Source organism: Caldalkalibacillus mannanilyticus JCM 10596 (genome assembly GCF_000615945.1).
Taxonomy (GTDB): Bacteria; Bacillota; Bacilli; order Caldalkalibacillales; family JCM-10596; genus Bacillus_AT; species Bacillus_AT mannanilyticus.
Map to the genome: position 1 here is coordinate 54,343 of NZ_BAMO01000019.1, position 19,100 is coordinate 73,442.

General features: G+C 39.5%; 21 protein-coding genes and 1 pseudogene. 16 read left to right on the plus strand and 6 right to left on the minus strand.

The window, feature by feature from the left end:
• Nucleotides 1-102: 102 nt before the first annotated feature.
• The 4 genes from JCM10596_RS11770 to JCM10596_RS11785 all read left to right on the plus strand — a co-directional run bounded on the left by JCM10596_RS11770 (nucleotide 103) and on the right by JCM10596_RS11785 (nucleotide 5,203).
• Nucleotides 103-2,001, plus strand: coding sequence for a PrkA family serine protein kinase (locus tag JCM10596_RS11770; protein WP_025027295.1), 1,899 nt, complete (start codon nucleotides 103-105; stop codon nucleotides 1,999-2,001).
• 37 nt (nucleotides 2,002-2,038) lie between these two features.
• On the plus strand, nucleotides 2,039-3,199 hold the full coding sequence (gene yhbH / locus JCM10596_RS11775) for a sporulation protein YhbH (RefSeq protein ID WP_025027296.1): 1,161 nt from the start codon (nucleotides 2,039-2,041) through the stop codon (nucleotides 3,197-3,199).
• A 12-nt stretch (nucleotides 3,200-3,211) separates the two neighbouring features.
• A complete protein-coding gene (locus tag JCM10596_RS11780; protein ID WP_025027297.1) occupies nucleotides 3,212-4,627 on the plus strand; it encodes a SpoVR family protein in 1,416 nt (471 codons plus the stop codon).
• A 195-nt stretch (nucleotides 4,628-4,822) separates the two neighbouring features.
• Nucleotides 4,823-5,203, plus strand: coding sequence for a VOC family protein (locus JCM10596_RS11785; protein ID WP_025027298.1), 381 nt, complete (start codon nucleotides 4,823-4,825; stop codon nucleotides 5,201-5,203).
• Here JCM10596_RS11785 and JCM10596_RS28695 read toward each other — a convergent pair.
• A pseudogene (locus JCM10596_RS28695) lies at nucleotides 5,202-5,387 on the minus strand (IS1595 family transposase); the annotation flags it as partial. The gene JCM10596_RS11785 and the pseudogene JCM10596_RS28695 overlap by 2 nt on opposite strands.
• 232 nt (nucleotides 5,388-5,619) lie before the next feature.
• Between JCM10596_RS28695 and JCM10596_RS11790 the strand changes: the two are divergent.
• Both JCM10596_RS11790 and JCM10596_RS11795 read left to right on the plus strand, forming a co-directional pair.
• Nucleotides 5,620-5,991 (plus strand): hypothetical protein, encoded by a 372-nt coding sequence (locus tag JCM10596_RS11790; protein ID WP_025027299.1) that lies wholly within the window; start codon nucleotides 5,620-5,622, stop codon nucleotides 5,989-5,991.
• A 45-nt stretch (nucleotides 5,992-6,036) separates the two neighbouring features.
• Nucleotides 6,037-6,414 carry a hypothetical protein gene (locus JCM10596_RS11795; protein ID WP_025027300.1) on the plus strand — a complete coding sequence of 126 codons (378 nt, stop codon included), beginning with the start codon at nucleotides 6,037-6,039 and terminating at the stop codon, nucleotides 6,412-6,414.
• 87 nt (nucleotides 6,415-6,501) lie between these two features.
• Here JCM10596_RS11795 and JCM10596_RS11800 read toward each other — a convergent pair whose 3' ends face one another.
• The 3 genes from JCM10596_RS11800 to JCM10596_RS11810 all read right to left on the minus strand — a co-directional run bounded on the left by JCM10596_RS11800 (nucleotide 6,502) and on the right by JCM10596_RS11810 (nucleotide 8,665).
• Nucleotides 6,502-6,921, minus strand: coding sequence for a hypothetical protein (locus tag JCM10596_RS11800; protein WP_025027301.1), 420 nt, complete (start codon nucleotides 6,919-6,921; stop codon nucleotides 6,502-6,504).
• Nucleotides 6,922-6,944: 23 nt separating this feature from the next.
• On the minus strand, nucleotides 6,945-7,550 hold the full coding sequence (locus JCM10596_RS11805; protein WP_025027302.1) for a histidine phosphatase family protein: 606 nt from the start codon (nucleotides 7,548-7,550) through the stop codon (nucleotides 6,945-6,947).
• A gap of 98 nt (nucleotides 7,551-7,648) precedes the next feature.
• The gene (locus tag JCM10596_RS11810) at nucleotides 7,649-8,665 is read right to left on the minus strand and encodes a S66 family peptidase (protein ID WP_025027303.1); all 1,017 of its coding nucleotides are present in this window, start codon (nucleotides 8,663-8,665) and stop codon (nucleotides 7,649-7,651) included.
• Nucleotides 8,666-8,809: 144 nt separating this feature from the next.
• Here JCM10596_RS11810 and cynS point away from each other — a divergent pair, with 144 nt between their 5' ends.
• The 3 genes from cynS to JCM10596_RS11820 all read left to right on the plus strand — a co-directional run bounded on the left by cynS (nucleotide 8,810) and on the right by JCM10596_RS11820 (nucleotide 10,146).
• Nucleotides 8,810-9,337 carry a cyanase gene (cynS, locus tag JCM10596_RS11815; RefSeq protein ID WP_025027304.1) on the plus strand — a complete coding sequence of 176 codons (528 nt, stop codon included), beginning with the start codon at nucleotides 8,810-8,812 and terminating at the stop codon, nucleotides 9,335-9,337.
• A 129-nt stretch (nucleotides 9,338-9,466) separates the two neighbouring features.
• Nucleotides 9,467-9,595 carry a hypothetical protein gene (locus JCM10596_RS30835; protein WP_267879696.1) on the plus strand — a complete coding sequence of 43 codons (129 nt, stop codon included), beginning with the start codon at nucleotides 9,467-9,469 and terminating at the stop codon, nucleotides 9,593-9,595.
• Nucleotides 9,589-10,146 carry a sensor histidine kinase gene (locus JCM10596_RS11820; RefSeq protein ID WP_159102350.1) on the plus strand — a complete coding sequence of 186 codons (558 nt, stop codon included), beginning with the start codon at nucleotides 9,589-9,591 and terminating at the stop codon, nucleotides 10,144-10,146. The genes JCM10596_RS30835 and JCM10596_RS11820 overlap by 7 nt, the downstream gene beginning before the upstream one ends.
• Before the next feature lie 48 nt (nucleotides 10,147-10,194).
• Here JCM10596_RS11820 and JCM10596_RS11825 read toward each other — a convergent pair whose 3' ends face one another.
• Nucleotides 10,195-11,073 (minus strand): LysR family transcriptional regulator, encoded by an 879-nt coding sequence (locus tag JCM10596_RS11825; RefSeq protein WP_025027306.1) that lies wholly within the window; start codon nucleotides 11,071-11,073, stop codon nucleotides 10,195-10,197.
• Nucleotides 11,074-11,346: 273 nt separating this feature from the next.
• Between JCM10596_RS11825 and JCM10596_RS30265 the strand changes: the two genes are divergently transcribed.
• Nucleotides 11,347-11,637 carry a class I SAM-dependent methyltransferase gene (locus JCM10596_RS30265; protein WP_234410488.1) on the plus strand — a complete coding sequence of 97 codons (291 nt, stop codon included), beginning with the start codon at nucleotides 11,347-11,349 and terminating at the stop codon, nucleotides 11,635-11,637.
• A 335-nt stretch (nucleotides 11,638-11,972) separates the two neighbouring features.
• Here the strand turns inward: JCM10596_RS30265 and JCM10596_RS29175 are convergent, their stop codons facing one another.
• Nucleotides 11,973-12,101 carry a hypothetical protein gene (locus JCM10596_RS29175; protein WP_439644833.1) on the minus strand — a complete coding sequence of 43 codons (129 nt, stop codon included), beginning with the start codon at nucleotides 12,099-12,101 and terminating at the stop codon, nucleotides 11,973-11,975.
• 341 nt (nucleotides 12,102-12,442) lie between these two features.
• Between JCM10596_RS29175 and JCM10596_RS11835 the strand changes: the two genes are divergently transcribed.
• From JCM10596_RS11835 to JCM10596_RS25240, 6 genes are all read left to right on the plus strand, one after another.
• Nucleotides 12,443-14,248 carry an L-lactate permease gene (locus JCM10596_RS11835; protein WP_025027307.1) on the plus strand — a complete coding sequence of 602 codons (1,806 nt, stop codon included), beginning with the start codon at nucleotides 12,443-12,445 and terminating at the stop codon, nucleotides 14,246-14,248.
• A gap of 179 nt (nucleotides 14,249-14,427) precedes the next feature.
• On the plus strand, nucleotides 14,428-15,168 hold the full coding sequence (locus JCM10596_RS11840) for a FadR/GntR family transcriptional regulator (protein ID WP_025027308.1): 741 nt from the start codon (nucleotides 14,428-14,430) through the stop codon (nucleotides 15,166-15,168).
• A 225-nt stretch (nucleotides 15,169-15,393) separates the two neighbouring features.
• Nucleotides 15,394-16,101, plus strand: a complete 708-nt coding sequence (locus tag JCM10596_RS25235) for a (Fe-S)-binding protein (RefSeq protein WP_369345629.1) — start codon at nucleotides 15,394-15,396, stop codon at nucleotides 16,099-16,101.
• Nucleotides 16,070-17,500: a LutB/LldF family L-lactate oxidation iron-sulfur protein gene (locus JCM10596_RS11850; protein ID WP_025027309.1), complete on the plus strand. Its 1,431-nt coding sequence runs from the start codon at nucleotides 16,070-16,072 to the stop codon at nucleotides 17,498-17,500. Before JCM10596_RS25235 ends, JCM10596_RS11850 begins: the two co-directional genes overlap by 32 nt.
• Nucleotides 17,493-18,182 carry a LutC/YkgG family protein gene (locus JCM10596_RS11855; protein WP_025027310.1) on the plus strand — a complete coding sequence of 230 codons (690 nt, stop codon included), beginning with the start codon at nucleotides 17,493-17,495 and terminating at the stop codon, nucleotides 18,180-18,182. Before JCM10596_RS11850 ends, JCM10596_RS11855 begins: the two co-directional genes overlap by 8 nt.
• Before the next feature lie 204 nt (nucleotides 18,183-18,386).
• Complete coding sequence (locus tag JCM10596_RS25240; protein WP_051541280.1) at nucleotides 18,387-19,007, plus strand: YdcF family protein; 621 nt, start codon at nucleotides 18,387-18,389, stop codon at nucleotides 19,005-19,007.
• The last annotated feature ends 93 nt before the right edge of the window (nucleotides 19,008-19,100 follow it).

Consider the following 19,100-nt stretch of genomic DNA (forward strand, 5'->3'; position numbering starts at 1 on the left):
CAAGGTTCTGCTTGAATATATTGAGTATAAAACCCCAGGTCAACAAAGGGGAGAAATACTCGATAGCTGGACAATTGGCGAGAAATATGAGAGGAGGCTCCCATGGATATCTTAAAAAAGATTGCGGAATACCGTTCGCATGAAGAAAGTTTATGTTGGGAAGGTACATTTTCAGAATATTTAGAAATTGTAAAAAGGAATCCAAAGGTCGCAGGGACTGCTCACTCAAGAGTATATAACATGATCAAGAGTGCAGGAGTTGAAGTAAGAGAGGACGGATCAAAGGATTATTTATTTTTTAGTCGTGAAATGTTTGGTTTAGATCGTGCTATAGAGCGCTTGGTTGAGGAATATTTTCATTCTGCCGCCAAGAGATTAGATGTCAGAAAAAGAATTTTACTCTTAATGGGACCTGTCAGTGGAGGAAAATCAACGATTGTGACTATGTTGAAAAAGGGCTTGGAGCGTTATTCACGAACCGACGAGGGAGCCATGTATGCCATCAAGGGCTGTCCTATGCACCAAGAACCTTTATTGCTTATTCCTCATGAGCTCCGTTCTGAGGTTGAACAGGAGATAGGAATAAAAATAGAGGGTGAATTAAATCCCTATACAAGGATGCTAGTTCAAGAAAAGTATGGGAATCGAATGGAAGATGTCACGGTGGAACGTATCTTTCTCTCAGAAGTAGAACGAGTAGGGATCGGTACATTTAGCCCATCAGATCCTAAATCACAAGATATAGCCGACCTGACAGGAAGCATTGATTTCTCCACTATTGCTGAATATGGCTCAGAATCCGACCCAAGAGCGTATCGCTTTGACGGTGAATTAAATAAAGCGAATCGAGGGCTAATGGAGTTTCAAGAAATGCTGAAATGTGATGAGAAGTTTCTCTGGAACCTCCTATCACTCACACAGGAAGGAAACTTCAAAGCAGGACGCTTTGCCTTAATCAGTGCGGATGAATTAATTGTTGCCCATACGAATGAATCGGAGTATCGCTCCTTTATTAGTAATAAAAAGAATGAAGCACTACAGTCCAGAATGATCGTCATGCAAGTGCCATATAATTTATCTGTAACAGAAGAAGAAAAAATCTACACTAAGCTCATCAAACAAAGCGATATTGGTCATATCCATATTGCTCCCCATGCTTTACGTGCAGCCTCCATCTTCTCCATTCTCACTAGACTAAAGGATTCTAAAAAACAAGGCGTTGATTTACTGAAAAAATTAAAGCTTTATGATGGCAAAGTAGTAGAAGGCTACAAATTAGCTGATGTTGAGGAATTGCGTAATGAATTCCATGATGAAGGGATGTCTGGGATCGATCCTCGTTATGTTATCAACCGTATTTCAAGCGCGCTGATCAATACAGAAAATGATTATATCAATGCTCTGGATGTTTTAAGGTCATTAAAGGATGGCTTAGATTCCCATTCCTCCATAACAAAGGATGAGCGAGAAAAATACCTAAACTTTATTTCCATTGCCCGTAAGGAATATGATGAGCTTGCGAAGAAAGAGGTTCAGAAGGCATTTGTCTACTCGTATGAAGAATCGGCTAAGACCTTGATGGATAATTATCTCGATAATGTAGAGGCGTATTGTAACTGGCATAAAATTCGTGATCCATTAACAGGGGAAGAGCTTGACCCCGATGAGAAGCTCATGAGATCGATTGAAGAACAAATTGGAGTTTCAGAGAATGCGAAAAAAGCCTTCCGCGAAGAAATCCTGATTCGTATTTCCGCTTATGCTAGAAAAGGAAAGAAATTCGACTATAATACTCATGACCGCTTAAGAGAGGCGATTCAAAAGAAACTATTTGCCGATTTGAAAGATGTCGTCAAGATTACGACTTCAGCCAAAACACCGGATGAGAATCAATTAAAGAAAATCAATGAAGTGATCAATCGACTTGTTGAAGAGCATGGCTATAATGCTTCTTCCGCAAATGATTTACTCCGTTATGTAGGAAGCTTGTTAAATAGATGATGAAAAGAATAAAAGAATTAAAAAGGAGGGTTTTCCAGTGAGCGATTCACCGTTATTCATCTTATCACAGGAAGACTGGTCCCTCCATCGTAAAGGGTATGAAGATCAGACTAGGCATCAGGAAAAAGTAAAAGAGGCAATCAAACAGAACTTGCCCGATTTAGTCACAGAAGAAAGTGTCATTTTATCTAAGGGGAAACAGATCATCAAGATTCCCATTCGCTCCTTAGATGAATATAAATTTAGATATAATCACAACAAAAGACAGCATGCAGGGCAAGGAAACGGTGACAGTAAAGTCGGCGATGTGGTTGCCCGCGATGGAGCACCTCAGCAGGGACCAGGCAAAGGTCAAGGGGCTGGGGACCAGGCTGGTAAAGATTACTATGAGGCAGAGGTTAGCTTTGAACAGCTTGAAAAGATGCTTTTTTCAGAATTAGAATTACCCAATTTAAAACAAAAAGAGCGTGATCAAATCACCGTCACAGATATACGCTTCAACGATATTCGTAAAAAAGGTCTCATGGGGAATATCGATAAAAAACGCACGTTGCTAGAAGCTGTGCGAAGAAATGCCCTAGAAGGGAAGAGCAATTTATTAAAGATTAGTATAGAGGATTTACGCTTCAAAACCTGGGAAGAGATCGTCAAGCCCAATTCAAATGCGGTGATCATTGCCATGATGGACACCTCTGGTTCTATGGGGATTTTTGAAAAATATGTAGCACGGAGCTTCTTTTTCTGGATGGTTCGTTTTCTAAGAACTAAGTACGAGAAGGTGGAAATTGTCTTTATTGCTCATCATACAGAGGCAAAAGAAGTATCAGAAGAGGATTTCTTCACCAAGGGAGAAAGTGGCGGAACCATCTGTTCCTCTGCTTACCGCAAAGCGTTGGAAATCATCGATCATCGTTTCTCACCTGAGAGATTTAACATCTATCCTTTTCATTTCTCTGACGGAGATAATTTAACTTCAGACAATGAGCGCTGCACTAAATTAGTCAAGGAGCTTATGGAGCGTTCGAATATGTTTGGCTATGGAGAAGTGAATCAATACAATCGCAGCTCGACCTTGATGTCCGCCTATCGTCATATTAAGGACCCACGTTTTCGTTATGCCATCATTCGAGAAAAAGGCGAAGTGTATGATGCCTTGAAAACCTTCTTTAGTCATCGAATAGAAGAAGGCGTATCATAGGAGGGACTGAGGATGACAGGAGAGTATAACAAGCAATTAGAACGTGCCATAGCTGAAATCACTGAAATTGCTCAGGGGTTTGGTTTGGATTTCTACCCTATGAGATACGAAATTTGTCCAGCAGATATTATCTACACATTTGGAGCGTATGGAATGCCCACCCGATTCTCCCATTGGAGTTTCGGGAAGGCTTTTCATAGGATGAAGCTGCAATACGATCTAGGGCTAAGTAAGATTTACGAGCTTGTGATCAATTCCAATCCATGCTATGCGTTTTTACTCGATGGAAATAGCCTCATCCAAAATAAATTAATTGTTGCTCATGTCTTAGCCCACTGTGATTTCTTCAAAAACAATGTTCGTTTTTCTAATACCTCTAGAGATATGGTGGAAAGCATGTCGGCGAGTGCTGAACGCATTAGAGCTTATGAAATCGAATATGGCAAACAGGAGGTAGAAGAGTTTCTTGATGCTGTTCTCGCCATCCAAGAGCATATTGATCCCTCAATCATGCGCCCCAAATTAAGCCGGCGCAAAACAGAGGACACCGACACTAAAAAGACTAAAAGAAGAGGACCCTACGATGATTTATGGGATCTGGATGAGGAGAAGCCTGCTCCAAATATGGATACCAAGAAACGAAAGAGATTCCCTCCAAGACCAGAGAAAGACCTACTGCTCTTCATTGAAGAATATAGTCCTGAATTGGAGGAATGGCAACGAGATATCTTGACTATTTTACGAGAAGAAATGCTCTACTTCTGGCCTCAGTTAGAAACAAAGATCATGAACGAAGGCTGGGCTTCCTATTGGCATGTTCGTATTCTACGAGAAATGGATCTTACAGAGGATGAAACCATTGAATTTGCCAAACTCAATGCTTCCGTTGTAGCTCCGTCCACAACCAGTATCAATCCCTACTATCTTGGCTATAAAATGTTCGAGTATATTGAGAAGAAATGGGATCATCCCACGAAGGAAGAGCAGGAACGCTATGGGCGAATCCCAGGTCAGGGAAGAAAGCAGATGTTTGAGGCAAGGGAAGTGGAAGGAGATATTTCCTTTCTCCGAAACTACCTAACCAAGGAATTAGTGGATGATCTAGATCTCTACCTCTTTCAGAAGAAAGGAAACGATTATACAATTGTAGATAAGGATTGGGAAAATGTCCGTGATCAATTGGTTGGGATGAGAGTAAATGGTGGCTTTCCTTATCTCATGGTGGAGGATGGAGATTATCTGCATAAGGGAGAACTCTTGATGAAACACTATTATGAAGGAGTAGAGCTAGATCTGAAATATATCGAAAAGACCTTACCTTACGTCTATTATCTGTGGAGTAGACCCGTCCATTTGCAAACCGTCGTAGAAGGTCGTGAAGTGATGTTCACACATGATGGGAAGAAGACACATCGAAGGTTTATGTAAGTTGAAGGCTAAGGAAAAAAGATAGAAGAGGGAATAGAAGCGCTGCTGACTTGATTTTACAGGTTGGCAGTGTTTTTTATTTGGTTGGGATACAAGATAATTTCTTCTTCAACTAACGTTGCCCAGCAAGAATCATCAAGAATATTGAAGTATAGGGATTCAAAAATTTTTACTACCTGATGGAGTGAAATAAAGATGAAAATTGAACATGTAGCTATTTGGGTCAATGATTTGGAAGTTATGAGAGAGTTTTATGAAGCTTATTTTAATGGTAAGTCTAACGATAAGTATCATAATTCAGAAAAGAAATTCGAATCCTATTTTCTCACTTTTGATTCTGGAACACGATTAGAGCTTATGCGTAAATTAGGCATTGAAAAGAAAAGACAGGATGATATGATAGGCTGGGCTCATATTGCCTTTTCTTTAGGAAGCAGGGAGTCCGTTAATGATATGACCATCAGATTAAAGAATGGTGGTTATCGCCTTATTAATGGTCCCCGTGTCACTGGAGATGGGTATTACGAGAGTGTTTTTGAGGACCCAGAGGGAAATGTAATTGAGTTGACTGTATAATTTTGAGATTACTAATCCCTCTTTTCTTATCTCTACCTCCTCGTTTCTTTGGCTTTCTATCGACCACTTCACATCCTTTTAAAGACTCCTTAAAGAAGGTTTCGTCGCTTTCAACGATACCTTTTAAGGTTTGAAATCCTAATGGACGAAGGGGGAAAAGTACCTTGTGTCGCCAGTAAAATGCTTTATCTTTACATTATGCGAAAAGAGCCTTATAAAAAAGTTTTTTTCTTATATTTCACAAAAATAGACATTTTTCTCAAGGGAGCTAGTATATAATTCAAATTCTATAGGATAACCATTAGTAGAATAAAAATTGCATCTAAAAGAAGTCTACTATTATATTGAAAACGGTATTATTATTTTAGGCTGAGGATAGTGATCAATCTATCCTCCCTTTGAGGGGGAATCAGTAGATGAAATTGAGGAAGAGAATCATCTTAATAATACTTCTTGTTCTTGTCTTCTATAACACAGGTAAATTTGTCTATGAGAATAAAACATTAGAGAACGATATAGCCGAAGCTTCCTTTTATTTTTTCAAAGAGCAGTGTGGTATAGAGGTAGAAGAGGTGCAGGTATCTATGGATTGGATGAGGTTAACAAAGCGCTTTCATCGAGATTGGGAAGTCAGGACTATCCCACATATCAGTCTAATACAAGGGTCTCTTTTAGACGATGGAACTGTTGATTTTGGTTGGGGTGATTGCGATGATTACATATTACCTACAATAGGATATAAACTAGATAGAAAAGAAAAACGATTTATTTTAGTTAATCTTCCCTAATGTATTCCATAATTTGCTTGCAGCTGTCACAAGGAGGACTTTAAAATGAAAGCAATCAAACGAATCATCTTCGCTATATTTCTTGTCTTGGTGTTTTATAGCACAGGTAAATTTGTCTATAAAAATAAGACATTAGAGAACGATATATCCGAAGCCTCCTTTTATTTTTTCAAAGAGCAGTGTGGTATAGAGGTAGAGGAAGTGCAAGTATTTATGGATTGGTTGACAATAGGAAGACGGTTTAATATTCGAAGTTGGAAAGTAAGTACCATTCCCACCTTACATGTAATACAAGGATTTATCTTAGACGATGGAACTGTTCGTTTTGGTTGGAGTGGGTGCACGATGGGAGAAGTATCCCCTATGGGGAGCTATGTTTTAGATAGAAAAGCCAAACACTTTGTCTTACTTGAATCTCCATAAGTTTATTTTGGTTTATGATCAACTGGTGGTATAATCTATCTTCAAAAGAACCCACCTTTAGCAGTACACGGTTTTTCTTCTTTTAGTTTATAATACCCTACATTCCCCCACAATAAATTGTACTGAGCAAGCTCCTCCTGCTTTCTCCCCATCTAAGCGAATCGAATGCAAAAGATTTTGTGCTGTAAAATGATATTCTCCTTCATGGTCTGATGTGATAACCTCTGTAAATACATGCCCTTTTCGATTTCGAAGTTCTATAGTAAGTGTACCTTTTTCCACTGTAGCCGTGTATTTCATCGTTAGTTTACTCCCTTTTTTAAACCGAAAATAAAAGTATTCAAAGCCATCGAATGTTTGGTAGGAGGCTTTGAAAGACAAAGGGGTGTAGGATGCCACATATTTGATTTTTGTCGTAATACGAAAGGATAGGATTCCTTTTTTATGAAGAACCCAAGCTATAATAATGAGTATTGTAAAAGGGATGAGCTGTAGGTATTGATCCAATTTGAAATCTCCTTTTGTGTATACTAATTCTTCTTTGCTCTAACAGATGGTAACAGAGGTTCTTTCCACAATCTTTTTACATCAACTAATTTTTCATCTATGAATTCCATTCTGTATACATCTGGTTTTGATGTCTGCATCAGGAATTCAAATCCATACTGACGATCGAAATATCCCATCATTAGTGTCATAACCAGTCCGTGAGTTCCTATCGCAATGTTACACCCTTTAAAACTCTTTAGTATTTCTTTCAGAACCGCTACGGCGCGACTTTGACAATCTGTCATAGATTCTCCTCCGGGTAATGAAAAGGTTGGATCAGAAAACATCTTCTCAACCAATGGATACAATTCCTTATTTGGTATAATCCTATCTCCATTTATAAAGACACATTCTTTCAGATTCTCTTCTATTATTATTTCTTTGCCCGAGAGCTGAGCCAATTCTTCTATTGTCAAAACAGCTCGGCTGTATGGACTTGAAATGAATGTATCTACTCCCTCATCCTTTAATAATTCAGTGACGCTATGCGCATCGGATTTTCCCTTTTCTGTTAGCCCGCGCGTTCTTTCGTTTCCTTCTGTTTTAGGTGATTCCCCATGCCTAACCATATAAACGTAAGTGTTCATTTTTGTCCTCCCTGAAAAAATCATTTTGCTACTGTGTTTGTTTTGGTTTAAACGAAAAAGGAACTTAATGATACAAAGCAATCTGAGAATAGCTTTCACTATTCTCTAAAAATCTGCAAGACACGTCCCTTGCCATTTTCTACTTCAACCTCAGCATACGCTCCATTGATGAAGGTAACCTGAGGGGGAACATGTCCGCAATCAATGTCATAGACAATGGGGATTTGCAGTTCATCTGCCAGCTCGTGATAGACATCCTCAATGGTGTAGCCGTACATTGCATAGTTAGCAGGGCTCCGTCCGAACATAATTCCAGTACAGTGGGTGAACCAACCTGCCAATTTCATTTGTATCAAGGATCTCCGTAAATCCGTTGTCGATAGCTCACAGTTTTCAAAATACCATACGATCGACTCCCCGTTGATATGCTGCTGTATAAAGCGTTGAACATCTCCATACGGTGTGCCGATGATGTGTCTGATAACATCAATACAGCCTCCTAATAAACGTCCTTTCATGCTTACTGATTTGTTCGAAACAGTTTTCCAATAGGTGGGCTCGGTCAAGTAGAAAACAGAGGGAGAAGGCTGATCAAAGTTCCACTCCTTCTGGTATTTTTCTGATGAATACTGTAGAACCGAGTCCCCTTTTCTAGTAGATAGCACCGATTGCCACATCGCTGTTGTTTCATCTGAAAACTCACCTCGTACATCGACCAAATTAGTCCCATGAGCTGTAGCGATTCCTGTAGTTAATGTAGTAGCTAGGAGTAATAGACTTGTATCTGAATAACCTAAAATCCATTTCTCTTGAATATGGTCAAAATCGATATATTCTAGCACTTCAATCAAGAGTTCGCCACCCCATGGAGGAAAAATCATTTGGATTTGCTCATTACGCATCATGTTGTTAAATTCATCTGCTCTTTTTTTGGCAGGAGCCGATTTAGCCTTATGCTGAGTCCAGACCGTTTCGCCACACACGATTTTATAGCCCTTCATTTCCAACCGATTACACGCGGTGGTAAACATGGTATGAAGATTACGCTGCACACCAGAGGAAGGAGCGGTTACTCCGATTGTTGCTCCAGATTCTAAAAAAGGATATGTTATCATCTTCTTCCTCCTAAACTTTTACAATGATTCTAACAGAGAGGAGAAAGAAGAACAATGTTTTTTTCCTATTGGAGAAGAACCTAGACAAATTGATCTTCGTACTATAGAGGTGACAAAAAGCCATGTTTTGAGGAGGAGCCCTTCATGTATGAAAACGATACGAGCTATGAGTATATGTATCGGAAAGTTTCACCAGCTTATCCCATTCCATCCTTTACTCAGAGTAAGGAAGAAGCGGCAGCCATTCTATTAGCTGCAAAAAAGTATCATCAATTAACATTTGAACAAATCGCTCAAGAGTTGGGCGGGAGTAAGGAATGGGCTGCCGCTGCTATTTTGGGTCAAGAGTCGATGAACAAGGAAGAGGCCATTCGATTAACTCAACTGCTGAATGTCCATCCTTATATAGCCACAATTCTTCAAGAGCCCCCCATGAGAGGATCTTTGGATCGTACGGTGCCAGTAGATCCGCTTATTTATCGTTTCTATGAAATAACTCAGGTCTATGGAACGACATTAAAAGCCCTTATCAACGAAATGTTTGGTGATGGAATCATGAGTGCTATTGATCTAAAAATTCAAGTGGAGAAAAAGGAAGACCCCGAAGAACCAGATGCAGAACGTGTCGTCATTACACTAGACGGAAAATTTCTTCCGTATAAAAAATGGTAGATGAAGCCTCAAGAGTCGTTTTCTCTTGGGGCTTTTCTTATGTGCGGCTTTGTGTTTTTTAAAATAGACTCTCTTTCTTTATAGAAAGTTTATATTTTTCACTTAAGCTCTTATTGGGAGGGATTACCGATGATGCAAAAACAATTATTCAAGGTCATGCAGAAGGATTGGAAAACGGTGTTTGGGAAAATGCAAACAAAAGAGCAACATATCTTTCTACCATTCATTCCAATACACGTAGAATGTCCAAAATGCTAAATGATATCTATTTGGTCAATGAAATAGATAGTGCGACGTTTCGATTGATTCCTTTGGAAGTGGAGGTAGAAGCTTTTTTTAGAAAGCACTTAGCAGATTATCTTCCTTTACTGGAACAGAAAAACATTGAAATGAGCCTAGAGATTGATCAGTCTGAACGAAAGCCTTCTTTTGTGTTAGACCCCGAAAGAGTTAGTCAAATCATAGATAATCTTGTGATGAATAGCTATCGTTTTACTCCCAAGAGTGGCAGAATAAAAGTGAGGGTGCAGGTCGAGGAGCACACGATATCTTTTCATATTTTTGATACAGGACCTGGATTCAAAACAAAGGACTACAAGAAGGTTTTTCATAAGTTTTATCAAGAAGATTCCTCACGTTCTAAACAAAAAGGGCATACAGGCTTAGGCTTATACATCGCACGAACGATTGCACAAAAGCACAGGGGAGACATGCATGCTGAAGGCTCGGTTGACCCTCTATATCGAGGAGCACATGTCTGGTTTAAAATAGGGAATCTAAATAAAGAGAAAAAGGGCGATTCTTTCTAAGTTCCGCTCTTTTCCTATGCCTGAAATCTATCAATGGAATACCGTTCCTCATGTACTATTTGTTAAAGAATTTCTTAGAAATGTTATAAAACTACTTGCTTCACTTGTTTCTACTTTTGTTGAAACATATGTTGCAGAAGTAGGGGTTGAGACTTTTTTAGATTTTATTTCTACCAGCTTGTTCTTCATTATTTCCTCTTTAACCATAGAATAAGGTAAATATGAAACCCCCAGACCACTTTCTATAAACCTTTTTGTCACTTCTACTTGGTTTACCACCATTGTTCGAACCGTTGGGTAATGCCTCTTAACATCATTTAATAAATAATCCCAATAATCGGGATGGTTATGAGTTATAAGTCTGTAATTGGATAATATTTCACTTTCATCAACATTACTTGAACTTCCATTAGTATTCGCCACTACTAAAATAACAGGTTCCTCGTGTATTATTTCAATTTTAAGGTTTGTTTGCACAGGTTGTATTCTTGATAATCCTACGTCAGCCTTTCCAGCGCTTATTTCATCTCCAATTTCAAAGGATTTCATAACATTGATCATCACTTCTATAGTAGGGTTTTCGTTCATAAATACTCGTAATAATGATGGTAAAAAGGATGATGCAATTTGAGGGGCTACTGCAATCGTTAATTTGCGATTATAGCCTTGTTTCCAAGATTCAAAACGATCTAACCCTTGTTCATATGTTGATACGAATTCCTTTGCATAAGGGAGGAACTTAACCCCTGCTGGAGTCAGAGTCACTTTCTTCCCATTTCTTTCAAACAACTGAATATTAAGATGCTCTTCCAGCCTTTTAATATGTTTTGTTATAGCAGGTTGAGTTAAAAATAATTCCTCAGATGCTTTTCTGAAATTTTCAAATTTAGCTGATATGATAAATGTTTTTAGCCACCTAATATCCATTTTATCCCCCATTACATGTAATAACGAATTGTTATTAAAAAATATCATTTTAGTTATTTTTTATTATAAATGATATTCTCTATAATTCAATTAACAAGTCAAAGGGGGAATGATGATAATGGTTTACCAGAAATCAAGAGATTCCATAGTCCAAAAATTTAACGAAAACGCAGAAAAGTATGACTCTCAGCGAAGTAAATTGATTCCATGTTTTGATGATTTTTATTCTATACCCGTTTCCATAATGAACTCTCCTTCTTCAAAACAACTGTTTTGGATATTGGTTCAGGAACTGGTTTATTTTCATCTTTTATTTTAAATAAGTATCCCGATGCGAAAACAACTCTTATTGATATTTCAGAAAAAATGATAAATATTGCTAAAGAACGCTTTTCTAATTTAGCAAATATAACCTATATCATTGATGACTATACCTCTTATGAGTTTGATAATAAGTTTGACATCATTGTATCCTCTCTTTCTATACACCATCTAACAGATATAGAAAAGAAAAGCTTATACAAACGGATTTACGAGCTATTAAATAATGGAGCATCTTTGTAAATGCCGACCAAGTTTTAGGACATACACCTTCGCTCGAAACCCTTTATAAAAATGATTGGAAAAGTAAAGTCGAGAATAGTGGTTTAACAGAAGAAGAGATTCATTCAGCATATGAACGGACTAAATTAGATAAGATGTCCACTTTAGAAGAGCAGCTAAACTGGTTAGAGGAAAGTGGTTTCAAGGATGTTGATTGTATTTATAAATATTTTAATTTTGTTGTAATATATGGGAGAAAAAATAAATAAAGAGCGAAGTGAAAAATTCGCTCTTTATTTATTGCGCTTTAAAAGTCTACATCAAATGCAGACCTTTTAATTTTTAGTCATATTAGTCTATAAACTAGTGTGACCACTATACTTATGTCTATGTGGAATTGCACCATCAACAGAAGTTACTCCACTAAATTCATGATAATGCCCTCCGCCTGGGAGAAATATTACTGGGCCTGTTACCCCACGAATAACATGTTTATGATGAAGGAGTTACTCATATAATCCTAATGTCAGATGCTATTTCTGCGGGGATTGTGAAGCAGTTTCCTGAGAAGTTTAATAAATAATCTCAATAAGCTCCAGCACTCTGCTGGAGCTTATTAATTTTTAACATGACTAAAATAAATGTGAAATAAATATTGAAATATTCGAAAAAATACTCTATCATTAAGTCATCAGATGACCTTATGATCAGCATAGAGAGAAAAACAAAAAGGGGGGAATCTCTAATCGTCGTAAAATGGGGTTGTTTAGCATTGCACAAAATGTTAGCGCTTCCAATGAAAAAGAGAATATAGGGAGGAATTGATGTGAGTTTAGGGGGTTTGTCTTTACTCGCTGTTGCACCTATTGCAACGGTATTTATCTTTCTAGTTGCTTTGCGTTGGCCAGCCAAGAAAGCAATGCCGCTCGCTTATGGTGTCACTGTGCTGATTGCCTTATTCGTCTGGGATACCGCCGCTAATAAAGTCTGGGCAGCGTCTATCCATGGTTTTGTTACAGCCATTCATTTACTATGTATTGTTTTTGGGGCTATTTTGGTTCTGAATACATTACAAGAAAGTGGTGCCATTCGTACTATTCGTCAGGGGTTTATTAACATTACACCTGATCGGCGAATACAAGCCATTCTGATCGCGTGGTTGTTCGGTGCCTTTATTGAAGGGGCTGCTGGGTTTGGTACACCTGCTGCTATTGCAGCACCTCTCCTTGTTGCTTTAGGCTTTCCCGCTATGGCGGCTGTATTAGTGGCTCTTATTATTCAGAGTACTCCCGTATCGTTTGGTGCTGTTGGAACCCCTATTTTAGTAGGAGTCCAATCGGGTTTATCTGGTCAAGACATCGTGACACAAACCATCGGTAATGTTGATTTCTCTGCCTATCTCTTACAGATTGCGACCAAGGTGGCGATGATGCATGGGCTTATAGGCTTTCTTATTCCTCTTATCATGGTGGGAATGCTAACTCGTTTTTTTGGAAAAGCACGTTCTTTTAGAGAAGGACTTAAGGTTTGGAAGTTTGCCCTTTTTGCCGGATTAGCCTTTACGCTGCCCTACTACCTGATTGCCTTCCTGTTAGGACCTGAATTTCCTTCTCTTCTTGGAGCTTTAATTGGTCTAGTGATTGTGGTTCCAGCAGCCAAAGCAGGATTATTTATTCCTCAGGAACATTTTGATTTTGAAGAGCAAAGCAAGTGGGAAGAGTCATGGGTTGGTTCATTAAATCAGAATACTAATCGGACTTATAATCAGGTTTCTCTTGAAGAAAGGAAGAAAAGCCAGATTGGTTTAGTTAGAGCATGGCTTCCTTATCTCATCGTAGCGGTGTTACTGGTTTTGACACGGGCAGTAGAACCGATCAAAACGTTGTTAACCCATGAGAATGTGACGCTGATCATCAGAGATATTTTTGGTTCAGGAATTAACACCTCCTCGCAACCCTTATATTTACCGGCAAGTATCTTTATCGTTGCTTCTATATTCACTTACTTTATCCATGGTATGTGGAAAAATGGGGGATACAGAAGGGCATGGTCTGATTCCTTTAAAACAACAGTGAGTGCTGCTGCTGCCTTGATATTTGCTGTACCGATGGTTCAAGTCTTTATCCATTCAGCCTCTGAACAATACGCCAGCATGCCTCTGGTCTTAGCCCAAGGTGTTTCAAGTATAGCAGGGAATCTCTGGCCATTATTTGCTCCAATCATTGGTGCATTAGGTGCTTTTATTGCTGGAAGTAATACCATTAGTAATATGATGTTTTCCTTGTTCCAATTTGGTACTGCGGAGAGTATTGGCATAGGAGCAAGTGGCGCGGCGATGGTAGTAGCACTCCAAGCGATCGGCGGGGCAGCTGGAAATATGATCTGTGTTCATAATGTAGTAGCCGCTTCCGCAACAGTAGGCTTAGTAGGACGAGAAGGGGATCTCATACGAAAAGCCCTTATTCCTATGACCTATTATGTCCTGGCTGGTGGTACTCTGGGGATGGCTCTCCTCTCGACTGGCTTCAGTCTTTGGTACGTAGCATGGTTGGCTATCGTTGGGTTATTTCTAGCTTATATGTGGATGAATTCCGAAAAGAAACTTCGTCAAGATCAGCGCCTCAGTGCATAGGATGGCTTCACCTGAGATTTTCCTACCTGAATTCTACAATAAAATCTAAACAAAATTGTAAGTAAATCGCTGTATTCATTCCCCTTTTTCATTTGCAACTCGTGACTTTGTTCAAATATAATGGATATACGTACATTTGTTATAGTATATGAGTTGATCAAATTGGGGTGGATATAGATATGCAATACAAAAAGATTACATCGAAAAAAATATATGAGATTGTCACCCAGCAAATTCAGGATATGGTCAAGAGCGGAGAGCTTAAGCCTGGAGATAAATTGGATTCTGTTGAACAGTTAGCCAAGAATTTCAATGTCGGACGTTCTGCGGTCCGCGAAGCACTGAGTGCCTTAAAAGCCATTGGTTTGGTAGAGATGAAACAGGGAGAAGGAACTTACATTAAAGAATACGATTTTAGTCAGTTAACTTCATCGGTAGCGTCTTCTAGTCTATTAACGAGCAAAGAAATCTTTGAATTTTACGAAGTTCGAAAGATTATTGAAACGGGTTCGGCGACACTGGCAGCACAACGCAGAACACAAGCAGAACTAGATAAGATGCAAGAAGCGCTAGCTGAAATGGCGCAAGCATCAGGTAACGAGGCTCTAGGAGAACAAGCTGATGTTAAGTTTCATTTAGCGATTGCTGAAGCAACACACAACAGCGTTTTAATTAAATTAATGCACCAAATTTCTGACACTGTTTGTGAAACGATGCGTGAAGCCCGGAGAGCATGGTTATACTCTGAGGAAACATCACTTGAAAAGCTGTATCAGGAGCATGTTAGTATTTACAAGGCTATTGAAGAGAGAGAGGCAAGCTTGGCACAGCAATTAATGCTAGCTCACTTAGTGAAGGTGGAGGAAGGGGCGAAAAATCTTCTTCCAAGCATGGAGAAAAAAGAGAGTAGCCAACGCTAGGCTGTTGTTGATTAGCACGATCATCATAAGGGAAACACAAGGAAAACACAAGGAAAACAAAGCTGAGGGATAAGGAACTTTCAAGTCACGTATAGTCTGCTTGAAATTTTCTTTTGGCACAGTCATCTGATGATCATATGAATTTGGTGACAGAGAGAGGATAGGGGGAGGAAGCATGAAAGTATCATTATTTATTACGTGCATTTCCGATATGATGTTCCAAACGTGGGGAAATCAGTTGTTGATATATTAAGAAGCTATGGATGTGAGGTGATTTTCCCTGAGGAACAAACCTGCTGCGGTCAGCCAGCTTATAACAGCGGGTACCATTGGGAAGCAAAAAGAGTGGCGCAACAATTGATCCGAGCCTTTGAACAAGCAGAATATGTTGTTTCACCATCAGGATCATGTACAGCTATGATCCGTCATTACTACCCCATTTTATTTTCAACAGATGAAGAATGGAGGGAAAAGGCACAGCTTTTTGCCAATAAAACCTTTGAATTTTCCGAATTTCTTGTAAAGGTAGTAGGGACCCAGAGCTTGAAAGCGGAGTATGAAGGGGTAGCTACGTACCATCACTCTTGTCACATGATGCGGGGGCTTCGGCTGTATGAGGAACCCATTCAGCTGCTCCATTTTATTCAGAGATTAAAGGTTCACGAACTCCCCTATGAAAAGGATTGTTGTGGATTTGGGGGAACATTTGCCGTCAAGATGGAGCAGATCTCAGAACAAATGGTAACGGAAAAAGTACAGCATATTGTATCTACTGGAGCCAATATTCTAGTAGGTTCAGATATGGCATGTCTTATGAACATCGAAGGCCGCCTGCGCAGACTTGGTTACTCGATTAAAGCCTATCATGTCGCTGAACTGATCAATGAAGGAGTGAAACGATATGAATCAAACCAGTCTACCTCCCTTTCGTGAACGAGTAGAGCACGCCTTACAGGATCAGGAATTAAAAAGCGCATTAGTAAATGCACAGAAAAAATTTAGAACAGGACGGAATCAAGCGGCGGAGGATTTGGGAAATGTGGAAGAATGGCGTGTCAGAGCAGAAGCGATTCGAGCCCATACAATCCAGCATTTAGATTATTATCTCGAGCAATTTTCAACTAATGTAGAGAAGAAGGGAGGGAAGGTTTTCTTTGCTGAAACCGATCAAGAAGCGATCGATTATGTCCTGAGGATAGCCAAGGAAAAGAAAGCAAAAACCGTGATAAAGTCTAAATCAATGGTTTCTGAAGAGATGCATCTGAACACTTGCTTAGAGAAGATTGGGGTACAGCCAATCGAATCGGATCTGGGGGAATATATTATTCAGCTGGCAAAAGAAATGCCTTCTCATATCATCGCTCCTGCTATACACAAAAACAGAAAGCAAATTGCCGAACTTTTTTCCAAGGTGGCAGGGGAAACCTTACCTGAGGATACCCCTACCTTAACTCGCTTTGCCCGTGAGCTATTACGCAAAAAATTTCTACAGGCTGACATTGGAATCAGCGGCTGTAACTTTGCGATTGCTGATTCAGGAGCGATGATCTTAGTCAGTAATGAAGGAAATGGACGCTTAACGACCACTTTACCTAAAACTCATATTGTTTTAATGGGTATGGAAAGAATTGTCCCTTCCTTTGAAGATGTAGATGTAGTGCTTTCCCTTCTTCCACGAAGTGCTACGGGTCAAAGGATCACAAGCTATGTAACGGCACTAGCAGGTCCCAAAAAAGACAATGATATTGACGGACCCGAGGAAGTGCATGTGATCATTGTAGATAACGGGCGTTCTAATGCTTTGGGAACAAAGTATCAGAGCATTTTGCACTGTATCCGTTGTGGAGCTTGTCTGAATGTCTGTCCAGTTTATCGTCACATAGGAGGTCATGCTTATGGCGGTGTTTACCCTGGTCCGATCGGTGCTGTTCTCACGCCTATATTAAAGGGCTTTGATGGATGGGAGGAATTACCCTATGCTTCCAGTCTATGCGGGGCATGTACTGATGTCTGTCCGGTAAAAATTCCGCTGCATGATATGTTAATTGATCTTAGAAACGATCAGGTAGAGAGTAAACGAACAGATAAGTTCGAAAGCTTCGCCTTTAAAACCTATGCTTCCATCATGCAAAGACCTAGCCTATATAAGCTAGCCTTAAAGCTGTCCAAATACCCTTTAAAACCTTTCACCAATCAAGAGGGCTATATTGAAAAAGGAGTAGGTCCATTAAAGCAATGGACGAAAGCGCGTGACTTACCTGCTCCTGCCTCAACCAGCTTTAGAGAATGGTGGCAAGCAGAAGGAAAAAAAGGAGGGAAAGCAGATGGCTAGCAGGGATGCATTTCTCAATCATATTGCCCAAAGGCTAGGCAGAACAAGAGGCTCCAAAGTCCCTCAACCAAAATGGCTTCGCCAGCCTTGGGATCATCTGCATCAAGAACTAGACCAAGAAGGGCTTGTCCAGCAATTCAAGAATCAGCTGTTGGCGCTAAAAGGAGAGGTGATCCGAGTCACTTCTGAAGAACATCTTCCAGAAGTGCTCTTAAATTGGCTGAGTTCGTCAGAGGGGAAGAAAATCGTTGCTTGGAATCATCCTTCGCCCCTTGGTCAAATGGTTCTTCAAAGTCTTGAACAGCTGGATTCATCGTGCGATGTTACCATTTGGAGTGAAAAGGGTGATTCAGATTCTTTGATTCTAGCAGCAGAGCAGGCAGACATAGGGATTGCCATTGCTGAAGAAGGTATCTCGGAAACAGGAAGTGTGGTTCTGTATAACAGAGGAAATCAGGGCAGGTTGGTCAGCCTTCTTCCCCCTGTGTTTGTCTGTATTCTTCCTGCTCAAGCAATTGTTCCTCGTATCACACAGGTTCTTCAGCAGCTAAAGCAAAAATCAAACGATTATTCATGCATTAATTTAATAACGGGTCCCAGTCGCAGTGCGGATATTGAAATGGATTTAAGCATAGGCGTTCATGGACCAGGTCGAATCATCGTGTTTTTAGTTGAATCCTAACTATTGATTAAAAAAGTAGACTTCCATTAAATCGAATTTTTCTACCTGACCTGATGGTTCAAATGGAATAAAAGGAGAGGGCTTGCTATGGAGGCAAGCCCTCTTCTTTTTTAACCCTCTCACACCAGTAATCACCAAAATGCTAACAAATATGATAGTATAGGAAAAGAAGTGTATAATGACATTTATTTTGGAGTGAGTGTAATGAGTAAAATAAAAAAGATCATACGTTTCCTATTGTTGGTTTTGTTAATCCCTGTCATTCTAATCGGCTATATCTATTACGACATTCATAGCTTTGGTCAAGCGATAGAGCCGGAGCAGTCGGATGTGATTATTGTTCTTGGAGCGGCGGTGTGGGGAGATGAACCCAGTCCTGCCTTAAAAGAAAGATGTCAATGGGCGTATCACTTATATTCAGAAGGATATGCTGAAAAGGTAATCGTATCCGGAGGGCATGGCAATGGAAATATATCTGAAGCAGAGGCAATGAAAAACTATTTAGTCCAACTAGGAATGTCAGAAGAGGCGATTCTCCTAGAACCAGAATCAAGAACAACAGAAGAAAATATGAAGAATTCTGCAAGCATCATGAGAGCCAATGAATATTCCTCTGCTATTATTGTTTCTAATCAATTTCATTTGAAAAGAGCCCATTATTATGCGAAGCGAGAAGAGGGACTTTATTTTAGCGGGCATGGAGAAAATAGTAAATTTTTATTTGAACCCTATTACACCCTAAGAGAAGTAGGGGGAGCGATTATTGAAACAACTATGGAAGCAACAGGAGTAGATATTAAGGGGATGTTTTTTAGTAAGAGCTAAAACAGAAAAAATGTCGAAAAAAATTGGAGTTTTCGTGGAAATGTTTGAAATATTATGTTAATATGGTCATGGGTTTTCCCAATTGAGGATAAA